At 56.1% G+C, this 17,415-nt stretch carries 18 protein-coding genes; 9 read left to right on the forward strand and 9 right to left on the reverse strand.

What is annotated here, in order from left to right:
* The first annotated feature begins 219 nt into the window (after positions 1 to 219).
* From P3T21_RS31585 to P3T21_RS31600, 4 genes are all read left to right on the forward strand, one after another.
* Positions 220 to 2,013 (forward strand): hypothetical protein, encoded by a 1,794-nt coding sequence (locus P3T21_RS31585; protein WP_429259875.1) that lies wholly within the window; start codon positions 220 to 222, stop codon positions 2,011 to 2,013.
* Complete coding sequence (locus P3T21_RS31590) at positions 2,010 to 2,387, forward strand: hypothetical protein (RefSeq protein WP_429259876.1); 378 nt, start codon at positions 2,010 to 2,012, stop codon at positions 2,385 to 2,387. Before P3T21_RS31585 ends, P3T21_RS31590 begins: the two co-directional genes overlap by 4 nt.
* 907 nt (positions 2,388 to 3,294) lie before the next feature.
* A complete protein-coding gene (locus tag P3T21_RS31595) occupies positions 3,295 to 3,798 on the forward strand; it encodes an HAD domain-containing protein (RefSeq protein ID WP_429259877.1) in 504 nt (167 codons plus the stop codon).
* Positions 3,799 to 3,854: 56 nt separating this feature from the next.
* Positions 3,855 to 4,637 carry a hypothetical protein gene (locus P3T21_RS31600; protein WP_429259878.1) on the forward strand — a complete coding sequence of 261 codons (783 nt, stop codon included), beginning with the start codon at positions 3,855 to 3,857 and terminating at the stop codon, positions 4,635 to 4,637.
* Positions 4,638 to 4,646: 9 nt separating this feature from the next.
* Here the strand turns inward: P3T21_RS31600 and P3T21_RS31605 are convergent, their stop codons facing one another.
* The 3 genes from P3T21_RS31605 to P3T21_RS31615 form a co-directional block, all read right to left on the reverse strand.
* Complete coding sequence (locus P3T21_RS31605; RefSeq protein WP_429259879.1) at positions 4,647 to 5,075, reverse strand: hypothetical protein; 429 nt, start codon at positions 5,073 to 5,075, stop codon at positions 4,647 to 4,649.
* A gap of 735 nt (positions 5,076 to 5,810) precedes the next feature.
* A complete protein-coding gene (locus P3T21_RS31610) occupies positions 5,811 to 6,515 on the reverse strand; it encodes a glutathione S-transferase N-terminal domain-containing protein (protein WP_429259880.1) in 705 nt (234 codons plus the stop codon).
* 495 nt (positions 6,516 to 7,010) lie between these two features.
* Entirely contained in the window at positions 7,011 to 7,364 is a 354-nt protein-coding gene (locus P3T21_RS31615; RefSeq protein ID WP_429259881.1) for a winged helix-turn-helix transcriptional regulator, read from the reverse strand.
* A 92-nt stretch (positions 7,365 to 7,456) separates the two neighbouring features.
* Here P3T21_RS31615 and P3T21_RS31620 point away from each other — a divergent pair, with 92 nt between their 5' ends.
* Both P3T21_RS31620 and P3T21_RS31625 read left to right on the forward strand, forming a co-directional pair.
* Complete coding sequence (locus tag P3T21_RS31620) at positions 7,457 to 8,206, forward strand: SDR family NAD(P)-dependent oxidoreductase (RefSeq protein ID WP_429259882.1); 750 nt, start codon at positions 7,457 to 7,459, stop codon at positions 8,204 to 8,206.
* A 374-nt stretch (positions 8,207 to 8,580) separates the two neighbouring features.
* Positions 8,581 to 9,993 carry an MATE family efflux transporter gene (locus P3T21_RS31625; protein ID WP_429259883.1) on the forward strand — a complete coding sequence of 471 codons (1,413 nt, stop codon included), beginning with the start codon at positions 8,581 to 8,583 and terminating at the stop codon, positions 9,991 to 9,993.
* A 179-nt stretch (positions 9,994 to 10,172) separates the two neighbouring features.
* Here the strand turns inward: P3T21_RS31625 and P3T21_RS31630 are convergent, their stop codons facing one another.
* The 4 genes from P3T21_RS31630 to P3T21_RS31645 all read right to left on the reverse strand — a co-directional run bounded on the left by P3T21_RS31630 (position 10,173) and on the right by P3T21_RS31645 (position 12,746).
* A complete protein-coding gene (locus P3T21_RS31630) occupies positions 10,173 to 10,658 on the reverse strand; it encodes a DUF3331 domain-containing protein (RefSeq protein WP_429259884.1) in 486 nt (161 codons plus the stop codon).
* Between the two features lie 153 nt (positions 10,659 to 10,811).
* Positions 10,812 to 11,459, reverse strand: a complete 648-nt coding sequence (locus P3T21_RS31635; protein ID WP_429259885.1) for a cysteine hydrolase — start codon at positions 11,457 to 11,459, stop codon at positions 10,812 to 10,814.
* Positions 11,460 to 11,588: 129 nt separating this feature from the next.
* Positions 11,589 to 12,059 (reverse strand): cyanase, encoded by a 471-nt coding sequence (gene cynS, locus P3T21_RS31640; RefSeq protein WP_429259886.1) that lies wholly within the window; start codon positions 12,057 to 12,059, stop codon positions 11,589 to 11,591.
* Positions 12,060 to 12,083: 24 nt separating this feature from the next.
* Positions 12,084 to 12,746 carry a carbonic anhydrase gene (locus tag P3T21_RS31645; protein WP_429259887.1) on the reverse strand — a complete coding sequence of 221 codons (663 nt, stop codon included), beginning with the start codon at positions 12,744 to 12,746 and terminating at the stop codon, positions 12,084 to 12,086.
* 288 nt (positions 12,747 to 13,034) lie between these two features.
* Between P3T21_RS31645 and P3T21_RS31650 the strand changes: the two genes are divergently transcribed.
* Positions 13,035 to 13,505, forward strand: a complete 471-nt coding sequence (locus P3T21_RS31650) for a DUF6130 family protein (RefSeq protein WP_429259904.1) — start codon at positions 13,035 to 13,037, stop codon at positions 13,503 to 13,505.
* Between the two features lie 346 nt (positions 13,506 to 13,851).
* Here the strand turns inward: P3T21_RS31650 and P3T21_RS31655 are convergent, their stop codons facing one another.
* Positions 13,852 to 14,355 carry a GNAT family N-acetyltransferase gene (locus P3T21_RS31655; RefSeq protein ID WP_429259888.1) on the reverse strand — a complete coding sequence of 168 codons (504 nt, stop codon included), beginning with the start codon at positions 14,353 to 14,355 and terminating at the stop codon, positions 13,852 to 13,854.
* Positions 14,356 to 14,502: 147 nt separating this feature from the next.
* Positions 14,503 to 15,390, reverse strand: a complete 888-nt coding sequence (locus P3T21_RS31660) for an MBL fold metallo-hydrolase (RefSeq protein ID WP_429259889.1) — start codon at positions 15,388 to 15,390, stop codon at positions 14,503 to 14,505.
* 418 nt (positions 15,391 to 15,808) lie between these two features.
* Here P3T21_RS31660 and P3T21_RS31665 point away from each other — a divergent pair, with 418 nt between their 5' ends.
* Positions 15,809 to 16,282 carry a DUF1348 family protein gene (locus P3T21_RS31665; RefSeq protein WP_429259890.1) on the forward strand — a complete coding sequence of 158 codons (474 nt, stop codon included), beginning with the start codon at positions 15,809 to 15,811 and terminating at the stop codon, positions 16,280 to 16,282.
* A gap of 336 nt (positions 16,283 to 16,618) precedes the next feature.
* Positions 16,619 to 17,230 (forward strand): glutathione S-transferase family protein, encoded by a 612-nt coding sequence (locus P3T21_RS31670; RefSeq protein ID WP_429259891.1) that lies wholly within the window; start codon positions 16,619 to 16,621, stop codon positions 17,228 to 17,230.
* Positions 17,231 to 17,415 lie beyond the last annotated feature (185 nt).

The following is a 17,415-nucleotide window of genomic DNA, read 5'->3' on the forward strand; positions in this document are numbered from 1 at the left end:
AATCCGGCAACGCTGGCCACCACTTCGTCTAATTCCTCTCAGGCGTGGGCGACCGATCAGGGGCGCGCTAGGCTGTCGGAGGGTGTTCACGGAGATTCCGGCGGGTCGCTAGAGGCTCTCCAGCTGGAACCGTATTTCGATGCCCAGGTCGTTGTAAGTCTGGACCCGAATGGTGAGCCTCTGAGCCGTTACGGAGACCGGCGGTGGGATCTGAGATCGATGAGCACGGACGGCGGGCAAACAGCGAGCTATCTGTCCTTCCTCGAAACGCAGCCTCGGCTGGCCCCACCCCAAACCGGCACACTTGGTCTCGCTGCTTTGATTCGCGAGCAGCAAAAGGCGCTGCTCTGGTTGCATATGGACGCAGGGCGACAAAGGGCTCAGAAAACGACGCGGCAGGCAGGTCGAACGCTGAACCAACTTGCCCGAGGTGCCCACCGCCGCGGAATTTCTCTGTTCGAATTGTTCTGCGACCCTCAGACGCTGAGCGAAGAGTCGGCGGAACTGAGCAACGGATACGCCAAAACCGCCCGAGCTTTGCTCACGACACTGTGGCGCCACCGTACTTTCCTCAAGATTGAACTGGAAGTCCGTTTGAAGCAGCTGCTTGATGTCATCAAGCAATCCGCTCCAGAGGATGTAGAGTGCAGCCAAACGCCCATCATCCCATCCCGAATCTACTGCTCGATCCTTTCTGGCCTGCTGGGCAGTCTGGACGAGATCGAGCGCGACTTGGAAACCCTGCTGGATGCCTACCGCCGTGAGCGCTCTTGGACGCTAAATGCGCCGAAAGGCCTGCCTGAAAATCAGTTATATAAACAGCGCGAGAAAGAACTCGGAGATGTGCGGGAAGCCATGCGGGCGCGGGGATGGAATGAGGGGACCCTTCAGCGTTTCGTCGAAGGAGAGATCTTCGGAATTCAACTCAGGCTGATGAATTTAGTGATCGCTCTTACCGGCATGCGTGTCGCCGAAGTGCTGATCCTGCCGCTCAAAGGGGTTCTTGAGGAGGTTGAACACCGTGGCTCGGTGCATCATGTGGTCAACGGATATAGCCACAAGCTCAATGGTGGCCGAAGGAAGCCCGCCAGTTGGGTGACAACCCCTGATGGCCATCGGGCAATCTTGCTCGCTCAAAAAGTTACGTCGGCCATCTTGGAGGTACTGGAAGACGGCAATCCCACAAACAATGATGCCGCCTTGTTGTTCGGTTCGACGGCGAACCCTTACAAGAAGAGGAATGTCGGCAACATGTACACGCGTATGCGCGACGACCTGATCCCTGATATCTGCCCCGTCATTACGCAGTCCGACATCGACGAACTGAACGCGATGGAGTTGGAGCGTAGCTGGCTCCGTGAGGGCATCGCGGTCGGCAAACCGTGGCCGCTGACTTTCCACCAATACCGTCGCAGCCTGTCGGTTTATGCCCATCGCTCGGGCATGGTGAGCCTGCCGGCCCTCAAAGGACAGTTGCAGCACATCACAGACGAGATGCGCGCGTATTACAGCGATGGGTTCTGCCGGGCGGTCAATCTCGTTTTCGACAAAGAGCATTTCAGCCATGAGTGGAACGCCGCCAAGTCAGAATCGAGCTTCCTCGCCTACAGCCTGGCCTTGCTATTCTCGGATGAAGACCTTATCGGCGAGATCGGTGGACGGGGCGCGGTCCGAATGCAGGAAACAGTCTCCAGCCGTTCCAAGGATGAAACCCTGAAACTCTTCCGTGACGGCAAGCTGGCCTACCGCGAGACCGTTCTGGGCGGTTGCATTGCCGTGGAGGGTTGCAACCACACGCCGCTGGAACCCATCCCGTGGGACTGCCTGGAAAAGGACTGCACCAACGCCGTGGTGTTTGAGAAACGTCTGGGTCTGCTGATCAAGACGCAAGAAACCGTGGTCGCCACACTGGCCAGCACCGAAGCGGGAAGCGTCGAGCACCGCTTGGAAGGCGATCATCTGCGGGTGCTTCTCAAAGCCCGCAAGCGCCTCACGGAGGCGGAGTCCGTATGAGCGCCAAAATCCAAGTCGGCAAATACTTCGCCGCCCTAGAGCGTCTGAAGGCACGTGGCGAACCCATCAGCAACGATGCTGTAGCGTTGGAGGTCGGCAGTGGCCGAGGCAGCATCAAGAAATCTAGGCCTGCCTACGCCGAACTGATCGCGGCCATCGATTCGGCCGCCGAGCAGCAGGCAAAGGCTAAGCTTGCCTCGGATCCTGTGCCTGGTATGCGCACGGACATCGACGATCTGACGAGAAGACTGGACCAGTCCCTCGACAGGGAGGTGGCTCTGTTGCACGAAGTCTACGATCTGCGGGCCGAGGTCAAGCAATTGGCGGAAGAGAACCGACTCCTAAAGATGGGTAGACTCGTTCCAGTGCAATGACCCCTGTTTCAAAGCGGGTATTCGTATTCTGCGGTTAGTTTGTCATTGTGCGGCGCAGTGAAAGCTGCCGGGTGAAAGCGGCTGCCAGGGCGTCGCAGAACGGCCAGAAGCGGCCGATCACAATTAGCTCGCAAAAGTCCGCTTACCAGGGGCGAGCAGCCCTCTACTCGACGACGGCGAGCAGCGACTCGTCGGCTTACAATTCCGTTCACATCCTTCCGTTAGCGACCGGCGTGGATTAAGTCGTCATGGTTCGTGCGCCCATCCATCGCGCCACTCCAACCTCCTCCCGCCGCGTTCGGTTATCGCCCCATCGATTGCCTTGGTGACCAAAGGCGATACGACCTTTTGCGGGACGCTGCCAGAGCGTGGGCGGACACCTGGCACGTAACATCTGTGCGCGTTTATAACGGCACGCATAGCTTTGAACCGCACCACGAGACAGCGGTATTCACTGCTACCACGGGTGGAGACCCGCGCGTTTCCCTCTGGCGGAAATGTACGGCAGCAATCGATAGGTATCCGCGTGTAGGAGGTGACGGCCTCCACACGCAGACCGTCTTTGTTTGGCAAGAGCCGCGAGATTTCGCTCGACCTGAACTGCATGCGAGGTTGTCTATCGACGTACAAGGCAGCAACGCGGTCGTTCGAATTGAGGAAATTACCCATCGAAGTTTGACGGTTCCACTGCCGGATGCGCGAAACACGAAAGATTCTTTGCGCACCATCTTCGCAGCATTCGTCGAAGCATCAGAGCTGGCCCAATGGTGATTTGTCGTCGTAGAGAGAGTTGCAAGGGTGGGTGCAAAACAGGAGCGAACCGAATGATGAGCCTTGCTGACATTGACCGTCTCTTGAATTGTTGAAAAGCTGTGTACCTCTCAGAGAAGGGTAACGAGGACATGACGTGCGCCAGGTGATTTTTCTGGACTACGATGGTGTGCTGCATCGAGGTGACACCTACGTCACGCCAAACGGCGTCGTTAGCAGTGCCCCTGGCATTATCGAACTATTCGAGTTTGCATCGGTGTTACTGGAAATGCTTGCGCCATATCCGAAAATTGAACTCGTTCTTTCGACCGACTGGTGTTTCAAATTTGGCTTCGCGCGGGCGCGTGACGCACTCCCGTTGGACGGCCTACGCATGCGGGTAACGGGCGCTACGTATGAGCCAGAATGCGAGGACGTAGCGGCGTGGCAGGACCGTCAGCGCGGTCTCCAGATTGCCGGCTTTGCGCGGCGTCACAAAATCGCGGATTGGCTTGCCGTTGATGACCGGCGCGATGGTTTTCATGATTATTTCGACCGACTCGTGCACTGTCAGACAGACGTGGGCCTCGGCGACCGCGCTGTGGTTGAAGTGCTCCGGTCACGCTTAGCGGAACGATTTAGCGAGGCACCTCTTTTTTGATGAGCTGCTGCCCCCGCAGGCATTTGAGCCTCAACGCCAACTTCGGGAGGAAGACAATGAACTTTCGCGAGAAGATTGAGCAGCAGGCTCTGTCAGCGCGTCGCGGGATGGTGCAGAGCAAGGAACTCCTTACGCAAGACGAATTTTGTGAACGTCTGGGGATTGATGAAAGGCGACTTGGGAGGATGGCCGCAAGCGGAGGCACATTCGCGATAGACGTTGATGGTGTCGCCTATTTTCCAGCCATCCTGGCAGACACATCTGTCGACCAGAGACGCTTGCAGTCGGTCTGTCGAATACTTGTACCCGCGCCGCCGGCGTGCCGTCTGAACTATTTGTCTTCGCGACACGGAAACTTAGGCGCTATAACCCCAGTTGAGGCACTTGCCGACGACATGAAATACGGGCATTTGCGTATGATGGCTCGAGCATACGCCGCTGAGTGGTCACGAACTTCGGTAAACGTGTGGGCGGGACACAACAAACCTGAAGAACGCGAGCCAACTTATGTTGCAGCAATTGACGTCGACCCGAGAACCGCCCTCTGGACACGGGCGTTAGAGGCGATGGAAGCCGGTGGCTACATTGAGCCGCCTGGCCCTTACCCAAGGGCTGATGCGGCAACAGTTCTCGTGATACGCAGCGAAGCTGGAGATTTCAATCACGTCGAAGACGCGCGACTGGACTTAGAAGTAGCCGACGGCGCAGCGCGCGTTTGCGTCCACACGCGTGATTTACAGAAGCAGGTCGACTACGTTCCGGTTGTCAGTGCCGAGAACATTGTCGAAGTTGTGCATCAGATAGTTGCAGCTTTTCGGGTGCACATGAAAAAACGCTAGGAAATCCCCTTATAGGCGCTCATCAAAGATGCTGCGGGTTGTTGGAAGCGGGAATCCATCGCGAAGCTGAAAAGACCATGCGATAAGGTCGTCAATCTGAAACACTGCGAGCCATGGCGCGGCCTGATAGAAGTGTTCGACAAAAGACGAAAGCGCGTGCGTGCTGCCACTGAAAACCGTACACCTGTCAAGCTCAAGGTCGGTTACGCTCGTGGACTTCAAGTCGCGCACGTGGAAGAGAACCTCGAGACAGTCGTTCAGTCTTTCACGATAGAGGAAGGGCATGTTGTCGAGGAGTTCCTCGAGCAGCTTTCCGCAAAGCACCTCGCTTGATGAACCTAGGCCAGTCACCCCGTCGATTCCTTGGCGGCCGTCGTCGTCGAGTACTCGCCTATTGTCGATATTGCGGAATTCTCTAGGATGTACGTTTCGGCGCATGCTTTCCTCACTGGGTAAATGAGCCGAATGCAATTGTGATATCTGCCTCAATGGTAGGCAAATTGGTTGTTCTGGTAGCAGTGCGTTTTACAATACGTGAGAAATAGATGAGCAACTGTGTATGGTGGGCGCTCAATTGAAGGTGCGCAAAATGCAGCGTATGCGAGGCCGGTATCCTGGCTTCAAGCGCGTCATCTCAAGCGACGCTGCGGCTGTCACACTGCACGTGTCGGGCTTATATTTTGAGAGCCTTGTCGTTGCAGGGATACTGACGCCGGCTACCCACACGCAGGACGGACATCCGTTGTTTTCGCCTGCTGCTGTGCTGGCATATAAAAAGCGAAGTAAAGCGATGCGAACGGTCCCATTCGGAACATGAGCGCATCTGCTCATCTCTTTGAGCGGACACTGCACCCCTTGAGCGGATACTGCCAGATTGAGCAGATATGATTGCAAGCCGATTGAGCGGGAAGGCTGAGGTTGGAGTACCGACACAGGCCTGATACCGAGGCTCGTATGCACGTGCTAAGCGGCATCGACAGATTCGGAACACACGCAACTTCGTCTGCAAGCAGCCCCGTCGATGTTGTCTTCGGACGATGCCGTAGCGCAGCTACAGACGCACATATTGCTATCAAGGCTTTGCCCAAAAGCAGCGAATTCCGCCAGTATGGTTAGACGGAAATCGCTGCGCTCAACCCCACTGTGACCAAGAGATTGACTTGCAACTACTGTTCAAGCCACCTCCTTTTGCTGGGCAAACAGTTGTTTGCGTTGCTCATCAGTTAGTTGGGACGGACGCACCGCTTCGGCTAACGTGTACGCGCGTTTGACGGCGGCCCGGTTTTCAATACGCCTGAGCCATCGCGCAACATGCGGAAAGTCTTCGATTGCGATGCCTTGCTTGGCAAACTGAACTACCCACGGATAAGTGGCCATGTCAGCAATCGAATACTCACCGGCGATGTGTTCACGGTCCGCCAATCGCTTATTCAGCACATTGTAGAGTCGCATCGTTTCGTTGGTGAACCGGTCGATTGCCAACGGTAATTGCTCTGATGCGTAGTTACGGAAGAATACCGTTTGACCCAAAATCGGCCCGAGACCGCCCATCTGCCAAAACAACCATTGCAGGACCTCAACGCGACCTTGCGCATTGGCAGGAATGAACTGGCCAGTCTTTTCTGCCAGATGCAACAGGATTGCGCCCGACTCGAAAACCGATGCGTCGAGTTGACGGTCTACGATGGCGGGCATCCGGTTGTTCGGGGAAATCTTTTCGAAGTCGGGAGCGAACTGCATTCCTTTGCTGATATCGACGGGATGTATCCGATATCTCACCTGTGCTTCCTCAAGGAAGATGGCAACTTTCTGGCCGTTGGGGGTGGGCCAATAGTAGAAGTCAATATCGGAAGAGTTAGCGTTCGCTGCGGTAGCCATGGGAATTCCTCGTGGGTCGAATTCGGAATCACGCTGTTCGTGATTGATGGCGCTGAGTATGTGCGCTTGCATGAACTCCGGAAACGGGACACAGCTGAAGACACCATTCTCGAAACACGAACACTGAGACGGGGCGACTCGGAGTGCATGGCGGATGCGCTATGAACTTATCCGGGGGGCGTCAGCAGCCTTCGAGGCGCCGAACCCGCACGGCAAGGGTTGATTTGATAGCAAGACGCCACGCTCCACGAATCGCTCAACCCCTGATTTCCTCGCTCGGTGGAGTGCGTCCGTTCGGGATGATGTGGGGTGCGATAGGAAAAAGCCGACCCGACGCGGGCCGGGTCGGATAAGAGATTCTGGCTATTCCGAGGGCTGTGCCAGAACCTGAGAGGCCCCATTGTGCCGCTGAGTGCCACAAACGACATCACGTTGCTGCGGACTTCGCTGTCAGGAAAAGTGCTCGCCCGACTCCCTGCGCTCTTGTCATCCATGTCAGGCGGCGGTCGACTGAGCTTCCTTTTGTAACTCAGCAATCCGCGACCGGTTTTCATCGCCCCAGGCGCACAGCGGTTTCAATGCTCGCGCCAGAGAGTGACCAAATGGGGTCATTTCGTAATCCACTTTGGGCGGTACCGTCTGATAGTCCTGGCGAATGACGACCCCGTCATCCGCGAGCTCTCGCAGCTGCTGAATCAGGACCTTCTCGCTGATACCGGTCACGAGCCGCTTCAGCTCACCAAATCGACGAGGACCATGGTTGAGATGGAACAAAACGAGGGGTTTCCACTTGCCGCCGATAACCGTCAACGCCACCTCTAATCCGCAGCTGTCCGAACGCAGTTTCATCGAAAAACCTCATACTTACCTTTAGGTAGGTACTATCTTATCAGAATGTGCCGTTACATAATGCGACCTTGAAACGTAACTGGAGTGTCGAGATGGGTAGGCTTACAGGTAAGGTTGCATTGGTCACTGGCGCGAACAGCGGTATCGGACTCGCAATTGCAAAGCGCTTCGCGGCGGAGGGCGCGCGTGTTTTCATGACCGGTCGTCGTCAGGAGGCGCTGGACAAGGCAGTTGCCGAAGTCGGCGGTGACGCTCGTGGCGTCCAAGGGGACGTATCAAACCTTGCAGACCTCGACCGCCTCTACGCGACCATCAAGGAAGAAGCGGGCGTCATCGATGTCCTGGTTGCGAACGCTGGCGGCGGAGAGTTCGCCGCGCTCGGCGATATCACCGAAGAGCATTTCGACAAAACATTTGCGATTAACGTGAAAGGGACGCTCTTCACGGTACAGAAGGCCTTGCCGCTGCTCAAGGATGGCGCATCGATTGTTCTCACGGGCTCGACGGCGGCCGTCACCGGCATCCCCGCATTTAGCGTCTACAGCGCAAGCAAGGCGGCCATCCGCAACTTCGCACGCGGCTGGATTCTGGACCTCGCGCCGCGCAAGATTCGCGTGAACGTACTTGCGCCTGGGTCGACGTCGACACCGGGTTGGCACAACCTTGCGCCGTCGAATGACGTACACGAAGGCATGGTGAGCTCGGTTGAGGCGACGACTCCGCTAGGACGCTTGGCTAATCCCGACGAAACCGCAAGCGCTGCGCTGTTTCTGGCATCCGATGAGAGTAGTTTCGTCAACGGCAGCGAACTGTTTGTCGACGGCGGCTCGGCTCAGATCTAATTCGCATCTGCGGTGTGTATGGTCTGCATCCATATTCGAGGGCGGCTAATCATCCTCTACATCTGAATCTCTGAATTCACGTATTACGCGTATAACGCAAAAAGCCATCGGTTCTCTAGCGCCCTCGTTCAGGCGCCGATGGCTTGTCCCCAAGACTACCCAGCCAAAACCACGGAGGCTAGCTTAACGTGCGGATTGGTTCGCTTCGACGGTTGTTTCTGGTTTTCGCATAAACCTTCTATACGGCGCGCGGACGTCGGGCTAATTTGCTCCCTCGTCGTTCCGTATCTGCCGCGAGCGCATTTCCAGCCTTGGGGTCTCGGGACGGCAGCTTTTTGATGCCCGCACCGTACGACAACGCCAAGAACGAATAGATGACGTCATTTCAAACGCCGACCTCCGAACTTTCCACGACAGCGCCCATAACGCGAGGTCCCGCACCTCCAGACAATGTCGTCCAGTCAACGAATCGATTGCTGCACGGCCCCATACTGTCAACGCTCATTCGGCTCGCTTTACCAACGGTTGCTGTGCTTTTGATGACAACGGTGCTCGGCATCGCGGAAACGTACTTTGTCAGTACGCTTGGTGCCAATGCCATCGCTGCGGCATCCATGGTCGTTCCCGTCATGCTGACGATGACCATGGTTGCTAATGGCGGAATTGGAGGCGGGGTTTCGTCGGCGATTGCTCGCGCCCGTGGCGCCGGCCGCTATGGCGAGGCGGAGAGCATTGCGTGGCACGCAGTGGTGATTGCAATTATCGCGGGTGGGCTGTTTTCGATTGTCGCCATTGCAGCCGGTCCGACAATCTACCGATATCTTGGCGGCGTCGGACAATCACTTCATCAGGCGATTCTGTACTCCGACATTCTCTTTGCTGGCGCCATTCCGTACTGGATGCTGGCGCTCCTGCAATCCGCGTTGCGCGGTTCCGGCAACGTCAGGACGCCGGCGTTAATGATATTGGGGAGTGTGGTCGCCGGGCTCATACTCTCTCCGGCTCTCATATCGGGGAAATTTGGTCTGCCAGCTCTCGGTGTGGCCGGCGCCGGCATTGCGCAAGTGGTTTGCAATATCGGTGCACTTGTCGCGGAAGTAGCGTACATGCGTTCGGGGCGAGCCACACTGCAATTGCGCCGTTATCCGCTGAATCGCGCTCATTTTCGTGCGATTCTTGCTGTAGGGTTGCCGTCAACGACAAACGCACTGATGACAACGTTCTCTATCAGCGCGGTGACAGCGGCGGCAGGCGCATTTGGGGTGTCGGCAATCGCCGGATATGGCATTGCGTCTCGGCTCGACATGCTGTTGATTCCCGTCATGTTTGGTTTCGGGACGGCTGCGATTGTGATGGTAGGAACCAATCTGGGTGCCGGGAACGTGATGCGGGCCAGACGCGCAGCGATGCTCAATGCCATCTTCGTAGCGACGATGCTCGAAGGGCTCGGACTGTCTGTCTCTTTTGTACCAAAGGTTTGGATAGGCTTGTTCACGCAAGACCTCGCAATTTTTGAGGTCGGCGCAAGCTACTTCCGTGTGGTTGGCCCTGTTTATGGATTGATTGCCGTTGTCTCGGAGCTTTACTTCGCCGGGCAGGGCGCAGGCCGCGTCGGTTGGCCAATGACGGCTGCAATTGCCCGATTCAGTTTTGCACTTGCTGCGTCAGCCGCAGTAACGGTCTGGCACGCGAATCTGAATGCCGCATTTGCAATCGTTTCTGTAGGAGTTGTAGTGGCAGCAGTTATCAGCGTCTGGGGTTTTCGACGGGCGCGCTGGGGCTCGTAAAACCCGGAGTAAAACAGCTGGGTGTTAGGGGAATCGCGCCAATGCTCGTTCTAACTTCAATGCAGTTTCGACAGAGGGCGAAGGCCGGGCGAGGGAAAGCTTGCAGATTGCTAGCTCACTACAGCTTCCGGCAAAGTTGAGCGAGCAACGTTGAGGTCAATCAGGTCCTCTACAACCGGTCAATTCACGCCCGAAAATTCATCGTGGACCATGTCCGCAAGTATCATGAAGTCCCGATTTGCGGGGCTACCCTTATTTTGTGATTTGGGACGATAGACCAAGTCACCGACCTGAATGGGAGCACCGGTTAATACGCAAAATGAACGTATGCGGGCACGACCCAGTCTCCAAAGCTGGTCGGCGTATAGTCCCGTCCGGGCGTCACTCCAGTAAACGGAAAGCGTTTCACGCGACAATCGCTCGACAATTTGGAATCGGGTTGGTCCGGTAACCTGCTTAACTGGTTCATTTGCAACGGCTGCAGCGGTGCAGGCGCAAGCGCGAAACTTGGGAAGCCGCCGCTTCGGGGAAGGCACGGCGTGACTTGACGGAGAACGTAGGCCGAGCAACACCTCTGTGATGCAGGTCATGGCATCCCGGGTGACTTCTGCAGGCGAAGCTTGTGCCGGAGCGCGCCCAACGGACGGGAAAAGTTCTGGACGCATCTGCCTCTCCAATAAGCCAACAGACCCGGGTCCACTGGGGACTCGGGAAGTGAACGTGGCTCAATGCCCCAAGATGATGCAGCTGATGGTGGCGCTACACTGAATTTCGAAAGTGCATCGCTATGCTCATTGCAGCAAATGCCACCATCTACGTCAACCAAGCAGCTTGACCACCTCATCTGTTGGCAATACAGCATGAGCAAGGAATTGATAATTCACCATCGCCGCCTTGTATCCGTCGCCCCATTCGGGATGGCGGGGACCAGCGGTCGCGTCCGATATCACAGTGACCTCAAACCCTTGCTCAAGAAAATCGCGAAGATGAGATTCAACGCAAAGATTAGCAATCATCCCGCAGAGCAATATTTTCTGGAGGCCCCGCTTTCTAATTTGAAGAACGAGGTCATTGGTCTGTGGCCCGAAGACCTTATGTGGACTGACAACAATTGTCTTGCCGTCTTCTATGTATGGCTTTAGCGACTCAACCCAATCTGCACCCGAACCCTCGAAGTCCTGGAGCGTGAGCTGTCCGCGTCTGGAGAACGTCCCGGCTTCAACCTCTCCAGCCTCAACCGGACCGTTTAATTTCCATCCCAAATCGGTCGGGTAAAAGTAGTGGGGTGATACGAACACATCTACGCCCCTATCTTTTGCCGCCTTCAAAACCCGCTCCAGGTTGGCGACCGTTTTGTTCTCCGTGACGCTAGCGCCGACCGCTGCCCAGACAGTCCCCTTAGGGCTCAGTACATCGTTTTGCGGGTCAATAATCACGACGGCCGCATTGTCAGGATTGAAGTTCACTTTTCAGACTCCTCAGTAACGTCGTCGGATTCGCTTCAACTCGGCCCCTTCATGTTGGGAAGGGCGCCGAGCGCAAATGGAAAATTTCAAGTCAATCTCTTTGTAAAGTGGCACTGGGAATCAGGGGGCTCAGAACGGCTTGGTAGGCAGGAACTTGCCGTTCAGCGTGATGACGGCTCGCTCTCCGCCTTCGGCGTCGGGTACCTTCTGTATATCCATCTTGAAATTGATTGCGCTGATGATGCCGTCGCCGAACATTTCATGTACAAGGGACTTCAGCGTCGTCCCATAAATTTGAATCATTTCGTAGAAGCGATAGACCGTCGGGTCACTAGGAACGCCGCCCGGAATACTGCCGCGAAGCGGAACCTGTTGCAGAAGTGCGACTGCCTCTTCATCGAGTTCAAGCCGCCGAGATACGGTCTCCGCTGCCTCTTTCGATATCGGGTGTTGGCCCAAGAGCGCTGCTGTCAGGAAGACCAGGCTCAGTCCGGTTCCCTCAGTTAAGTCCTGCCAGGACAATCCCTTGCTCGCTTTCGATGCGAGAACCTTGTCGGTAAGCTGTTCGCGGGCGGTCGGTGAGACAAGTGTCTGGAGCATGATTAATCACCTATCACGAAGGATTTAGGGTAGACGGGACGCCGACATCACAGGTGTTGCACATGCTTCCGGGTACTCTGAAAGCGGCACAAAGCACCGTGTCTCCCAATTCAAGGCGACGATTGAACCGGTTTCGATGTCGTATACCCACCCGTGCAGTCTCACCGTACCGTTTGAGAGCGCCAACGCAACCGATGGATGAGTCCTAAGATTGGTCAGCTGAGCGATAACGTTCTCGCGCACCATTGAGTTAAGTGCGTCGGAGGGTGATGCGTGCTGATGCGAATCGTTGATTGCTGCGGCTGCGTCCGCGTGGCGCAACCAGCCAGCAACGGCAGGCAGGTGCTTCAGGTCCTTGTGCGTCGCAATTGCTGTCATGGCACCGCAGTCAGAATGTCCGCAGACGACGATATCGGCGACTGCGAGGACCGAAACAGCGTATTCCACAGTTGCGGAGACACCGCCAGGCTCACCGCCATAGGCGGGTACGATATTGCCCGCATTGCGTATCACAAAAATGTCTCCGGGCTCTCGTTGAGTGACCATCTCAGGGACAAAGCGGCTATCCGAGCATGTGACGAAGAGAGCCGTGGGGGCTTGAGCACTTGAAAGCTTTTTGAAGAGCTCAGCTCTTTCCGGAAAAATCTCTTTTTGGAACCGTAGAAACCCCTCAATGATTTCTTTCATGGCGTCTCTCGCGTTGTCTTGAGGATGCCTTGAGGTTAGTCGTCGACCACGGGCAAAGTATTTCCGATTTGCACGCAAAAGCTTCCTGTTAGCACGGGAGTCTGCCCGGTCTTGAACCACAGGTGCGGCGCAGTCCCGGATAGCGGGCTCGGCTCCGACGCGTGTTAAGCCGGTGCGACGCTACGAACACTTAACCTATACTCGCCATCGAAGGATTGGGCGGATGCTCGTTCAAGCAACGTCGAGCGACGCATTCGGGGTAAACAAAGGGAGCCTGTCGTGAATCGGATGTTGGCTAGCATTGCCGCAGCGACTGTCTTTCTATGCGCGAGCGGTGCGTTCGGGCAGAGTGCACGAGACATACGCGGAGCGGACCCCGTTGTCCCGCTTGAAAACGAACCCCCCGCACGAATCGTTGTCGACCCGCCACTCCCCGAGCCTCTAGAAAAAGGTTTCCTATTTATCCAGTACCGGGCAGAGAATCTTCACATCGTACCGGTCTTTGGTCCTAAGGCACTCGATGACTCGCCACGTATCGGACACATTCATGTAACGGTCGACGACGCGCCGTGGCATTGGGCCGATGCAAGCGGGGAACCCCTAATCATTGTTGGGCTGGTGGTTGGACCGCACAAGGTTTTAGTCGAACTCGTGGACGCCAATCATGAAACGCTCGACAGCGCAGTTGTAAATTTCGTCGTGCCGAAACAGTTTTCGCGCCCCAAGAAAAAATGGGTCCTGGGCGGAATCTGTGGGTGATTTTGAGACCGCTGGATATGTCATTAGGTATGCGGCTCCTGAGTGCTCGCTGGTCTGTATGGCCGGAAGCGAGAGTGCGCCGCTTCCGGCCATACAGGTAGCGTATTTTGCTTGCGTGGCATCAAGTGTTCGCTTCGCTGGACTACGTCCACACTTGACGCTGCACGACCCTCGAGTGGTTCGAACTGCCCGTCGAAAGCGGTATTGAATCTGTATCGGCTTCGGCACCACAGAAGTAGCCTAATTCAGGCAGTTTGATGACGATTCGGGCCCAAACTAACCCACAGATTCCGCCGACGAGGCGAAAAAATAGAGGCGACGATAGGTTCGCCGCCTCTTGTTTGCTTTAGCGGTCCAGGCGGAACAACAGCGAATTCCGGTCAGGGTAGTCATACGTGATAGGTGCCTCGGACTTATCTATCTGGCGGAAGCCCTTCTTGCGATAGAACGCGTGTGACCGACTTGCAAGGGATGGCGTATCCAGGATGATTGTCTTCACGCCCTTCTGGTCTGCGAATGCGAGCAGCCTGTCAAATAGGCCAGCCGCGACGCCAGCCCCACGATAGCCGTCCTTGACAAAGAATTTCTTGAGAACGGCGACGGCCTCGGTCTCGCGTTGAAGTCCTACGGAGCCAATTACGTCGCCCGACTCGTCTACTGCGACCCAAAATCCGCCACCCGCCTGCAGGTAATTTGATTCGATAGAGAGAAGGTCGGGTTGCTGCTCGAGCGATATGTCAAGACCCGCTTCAACGTTTTGTATGGTCAGAATCAAATCGATGACCCCATCCGTGAATTCGGGACGGTAATCGACGATGTTCCACCTATTGTCTTGCTTGCAATCCAGCACGGTGTGGCTCCATGGTTGTCTTTGTTGACATGCCAAGATATGTCCCCCGCGAAGCGTGTATGTTTTTCACCTAGCTCGGGCGTGAACACAGTTTATAGAAACAGCCGCCACATCTATAGAACGTTCTTGCGTTGCACTCCATAACGACTAATCGGGTTTTTCGATGCGTAGCGCCTGAATCATGGAAAACGCATGGTGCCTGGTCCATACGTCCGCACCTCCCAGCCTCTCGGTCCACAGCCGTCCATCGGAAGTCGGGGTCGTGAGCATTTCGTTCGTGACAGTTTCGATTGCATCTTCCAGATAGCCGTCCATCAGGGCCCACAGGTTTTCCGTCCCGGTCCGTGCGGCGACGTCTTCAATTCGTACAGACTTCAAGGCCTTGATGGAAGTCGCGCGCAGTTGCTGCACAAACTCCCTCTGTGTGACGAAGTCGGCACGCGTGCCGTAACGCGTAAGGTTGCCACACACGATAACGTCGAAGTCGTAATCGAGGGGCAAGTCGTGGGCATGCAAATACTCGTGAACGTCATTGGCAACCGCCAGGTTTCTGAAGGGTACCCATCCTGGGAAAATGATATCCACGAGCATGAGGACCTTTTGTCTCGGCTCGTATATGAAGATGTTGCCGGGCTGATGGATGTTTCCGTGATAGCGGAGTTCGAGCCTGGTAGCGCCTAGCTCCAGCACATATTCATCACTGAATGTGATTGTCGGCATCGAACGCTTATGGTCGCGATACTCGGCCAACTTGTCTGCAGTGCACTGGCGTGCAATTCGTACTGCGCCTTGCGGGTAGATATCGGCGGCGCCGATGTGGTCGAAGTGAGACTGACTGTAGATGACGTGTGTGACTTGGTCCGCCGTGACGCCAGGCTCGATTTTTTCGAGCCGGTAACCGCTCGGTCCGGGAGGGTGTCCAAGGGACGACTTAGGTACGGCGGCGAACGGCCCGGTGCAGCGCACGCATTGATACCTTGGAATGTCCGTGCTGGCATGACCGTCGTTCGCACCGCTGTCTGCCTCGGTAGCCATGCGACCTCCCACAACGAAATGATGATACGGCTCTGTGCTGGTTCACAGGTCGGACGCCCCTTTGAAACCTAGGTCCAATCGGACGGGGTAGGCCCGCGCGCCCTGGATTGGCTGGCCGGCGTCGCCTTCGCTCGAGGATGTTGCCTTGCTTCGCACTCTCATTGTTTCGAAGTTTGCAATTTCGTATCGATTTCGCACTGTATCTTCAGCGTGGCCTAACACTCCTCGTGTAGCCCAGCGATGCAATCGTGCAAAACCAATACAAACGTTGCTTTGACCGTTCGCGAACGTAACCAACCGGAATCGGCAACGGTCAAACTTTGTCCGCACACATCCAATGCACGGCGGCTGCTGCGTGAGCAGCCTTTGCCTCGCCGGTCAGCAATTGATGTCCCTTTACCTGGGCAGGAGGTGAATGATGTCGGAAGACGTACGCGCTCCGTGTCCCCCGTTCGACAGCGAAACCGCGACACTCAAAGTGCGGCTTGCTGAAGATGGGTGGAACACTCGCGACCCCGAGCGGGTTTCCCTTGCTTACTCCGTCGATTCACACTGGCGGAATCGTGCCGAGTTTGCGAATGGGCGAGCTGAGATAGTTGCGCTGTTGACGCGCAAGTGGCAGCGCGAACTTGACTACCGGCTGATTAAGGAGCTTTGGGCGTTCTCTGGTAATCGAATTGCCGTGCGCTTCGCGTACGAATGCCACGATGACTCCCGCAATTGGTTTCGTTCATACGGGAACGAAAACTGGGAATTCAACGAGAACGGCTTGATGATTCGTCGCTTCGCGTGCATCAACGACCTTCCTATTCGGGAAGATGAGCGATTGTTCCATTGGCCGCTCGGTCGACGTCCTGACGGCCACGCCGGACTGAGTGACCTCGGACTTTGACGGCAACCCGCAGCGCTTCCTTGTTCCATTTCGATTGAGAGAAAACGGCTCTTTTGAAAATGGAGTGGGTAAGAATTTGCACATTTTTTGAGCATTGGACCGCTCTTGGGTGACGATACCCCACCCCTAACCCCGCCCCAAGGCGGGGAAGTCCTCGCCGCGGGATGGGCTCGGGGGCAGGCGCAGCAAGGCTCCGCCAGCCCCAGGCCCTCGAGCTTATTTGGGAAAGTGAGCGCGTCAATGGTTCGCTTCGCCGGACGTCCCGTCCGCCATTGACCCTTTTCCCTACCGACGACCGGCATCACCCACTCAAATTTCGAAAGAGGCGAGAAAACCATGAAGCTCTATTACCATCCACTGTCCGGTCATTCCCACCGTGCTCGACTTTTCCTGTCCCTTATAGGTCTGCAGCCTGAACTCGTGGAGGTCGACCTGATGAAAGGGGCGCATAAGGCACCCGAATTCCTGAAACTTAACCGCTTTGGGCAAGTACCGGTGCTGGTCGACGATGGCGTGGCAATCTCCGATTCGAACGCCATTCTCATTTATGCCGCGAAAAAGTATGGCAAGGAAGATTGGCTCCCGGAAGCACCACAGGCTGCGGCAGCCATACAGCGTTGGTTGTCCGTGGCCGCTGGTGAGATTGCGCATGGGCCTGCCGCAGCGCGTTTAATCACGGTCTTCGGAGCGAAGTACGACCCGGAGCAGGTAATTGGCGTTGCACACAGCATACTGAAACTCATCGAGGCGGAGCTGGATGGGCACCAGTTCATTTCACACGACCATCCGACCGTCGCTGACGTCGCGCTATATAGCTACATCGCGCGAGCACCCGAAGGTAACGTTGACCTGAAAGACTACCCGAATGTGAATGCCTGGTTGCGGCGAATCGAGGCGCTGCCGGGATTTGTGGAATTTCAGAAAACTCCGGCCGGGTTGAACGTCTAAGGGTGTTGGAGGAAAAGCCTGGTCTTTGCATGTGACATGGGAAACAACCCGGGAAGATGGGAGTGGACGCTTTCCGCCTTTGCGCCATTTTGAGGGTAACTGTGCCTCGGACCACTTTGGAAGAAGCAAGGACAATCATCGTGAAACGGATATGTCAATCCCGGCAGGTCTGATGGACGGTCCCG

It is taken from the genome of Paraburkholderia sp. GAS334, from assembly GCF_050436625.1.
Taxonomy (GTDB): Bacteria; Pseudomonadota; Gammaproteobacteria; order Burkholderiales; family Burkholderiaceae; genus Paraburkholderia.

What these genes read in the sequence shown, in the direction of transcription:
- P3T21_RS31585 (WP_429259875.1), top strand. Translation starts at nt 220, where the DNA reads ATGAGCACGGACGGCGGGCAAACAGCGAGCTATCTGTCCTTCCTCGAA.
- P3T21_RS31590 (WP_429259876.1), top strand. Translation starts at nt 2,010, where the DNA reads ATGAGCGCCAAAATCCAAGTCGGCAAATACTTCGCCGCCCTAGAGCGT.
- P3T21_RS31600 (WP_429259878.1), top strand. Translation starts at nt 3,855, where the DNA reads ATGAACTTTCGCGAGAAGATTGAGCAGCAGGCTCTGTCAGCGCGTCGC.
- P3T21_RS31605 (WP_429259879.1), bottom strand. Translation starts at nt 5,075, where the DNA reads ATGCGCCGAAACGTACATCCTAGAGAATTCCGCAATATCGACAATAGG.
- P3T21_RS31610 (WP_429259880.1), bottom strand. Translation starts at nt 6,515, where the DNA reads ATGGCTACCGCAGCGAACGCTAACTCTTCCGATATTGACTTCTACTAT.
- P3T21_RS31615 (WP_429259881.1), bottom strand. Translation starts at nt 7,364, where the DNA reads ATGAAACTGCGTTCGGACAGCTGCGGATTAGAGGTGGCGTTGACGGTT.
- P3T21_RS31620 (WP_429259882.1), top strand. Translation starts at nt 7,457, where the DNA reads ATGGGTAGGCTTACAGGTAAGGTTGCATTGGTCACTGGCGCGAACAGC.
- P3T21_RS31625 (WP_429259883.1), top strand. Translation starts at nt 8,581, where the DNA reads ATGACGTCATTTCAAACGCCGACCTCCGAACTTTCCACGACAGCGCCC.
- P3T21_RS31630 (WP_429259884.1), bottom strand. Translation starts at nt 10,658, where the DNA reads ATGCGTCCAGAACTTTTCCCGTCCGTTGGGCGCGCTCCGGCACAAGCT.
- cynS (WP_429259886.1), bottom strand. Translation starts at nt 12,059, where the DNA reads ATGCTCCAGACACTTGTCTCACCGACCGCCCGCGAACAGCTTACCGAC.
- P3T21_RS31645 (WP_429259887.1), bottom strand. Translation starts at nt 12,746, where the DNA reads ATGAAAGAAATCATTGAGGGGTTTCTACGGTTCCAAAAAGAGATTTTT.
- P3T21_RS31650 (WP_429259904.1), top strand. Translation starts at nt 13,035, where the DNA reads ATGTTGGCTAGCATTGCCGCAGCGACTGTCTTTCTATGCGCGAGCGGT.
- P3T21_RS31660 (WP_429259889.1), bottom strand. Translation starts at nt 15,390, where the DNA reads ATGGCTACCGAGGCAGACAGCGGTGCGAACGACGGTCATGCCAGCACG.
- P3T21_RS31665 (WP_429259890.1), top strand. Translation starts at nt 15,809, where the DNA reads ATGTCGGAAGACGTACGCGCTCCGTGTCCCCCGTTCGACAGCGAAACC.
- P3T21_RS31670 (WP_429259891.1), top strand. Translation starts at nt 16,619, where the DNA reads ATGAAGCTCTATTACCATCCACTGTCCGGTCATTCCCACCGTGCTCGA.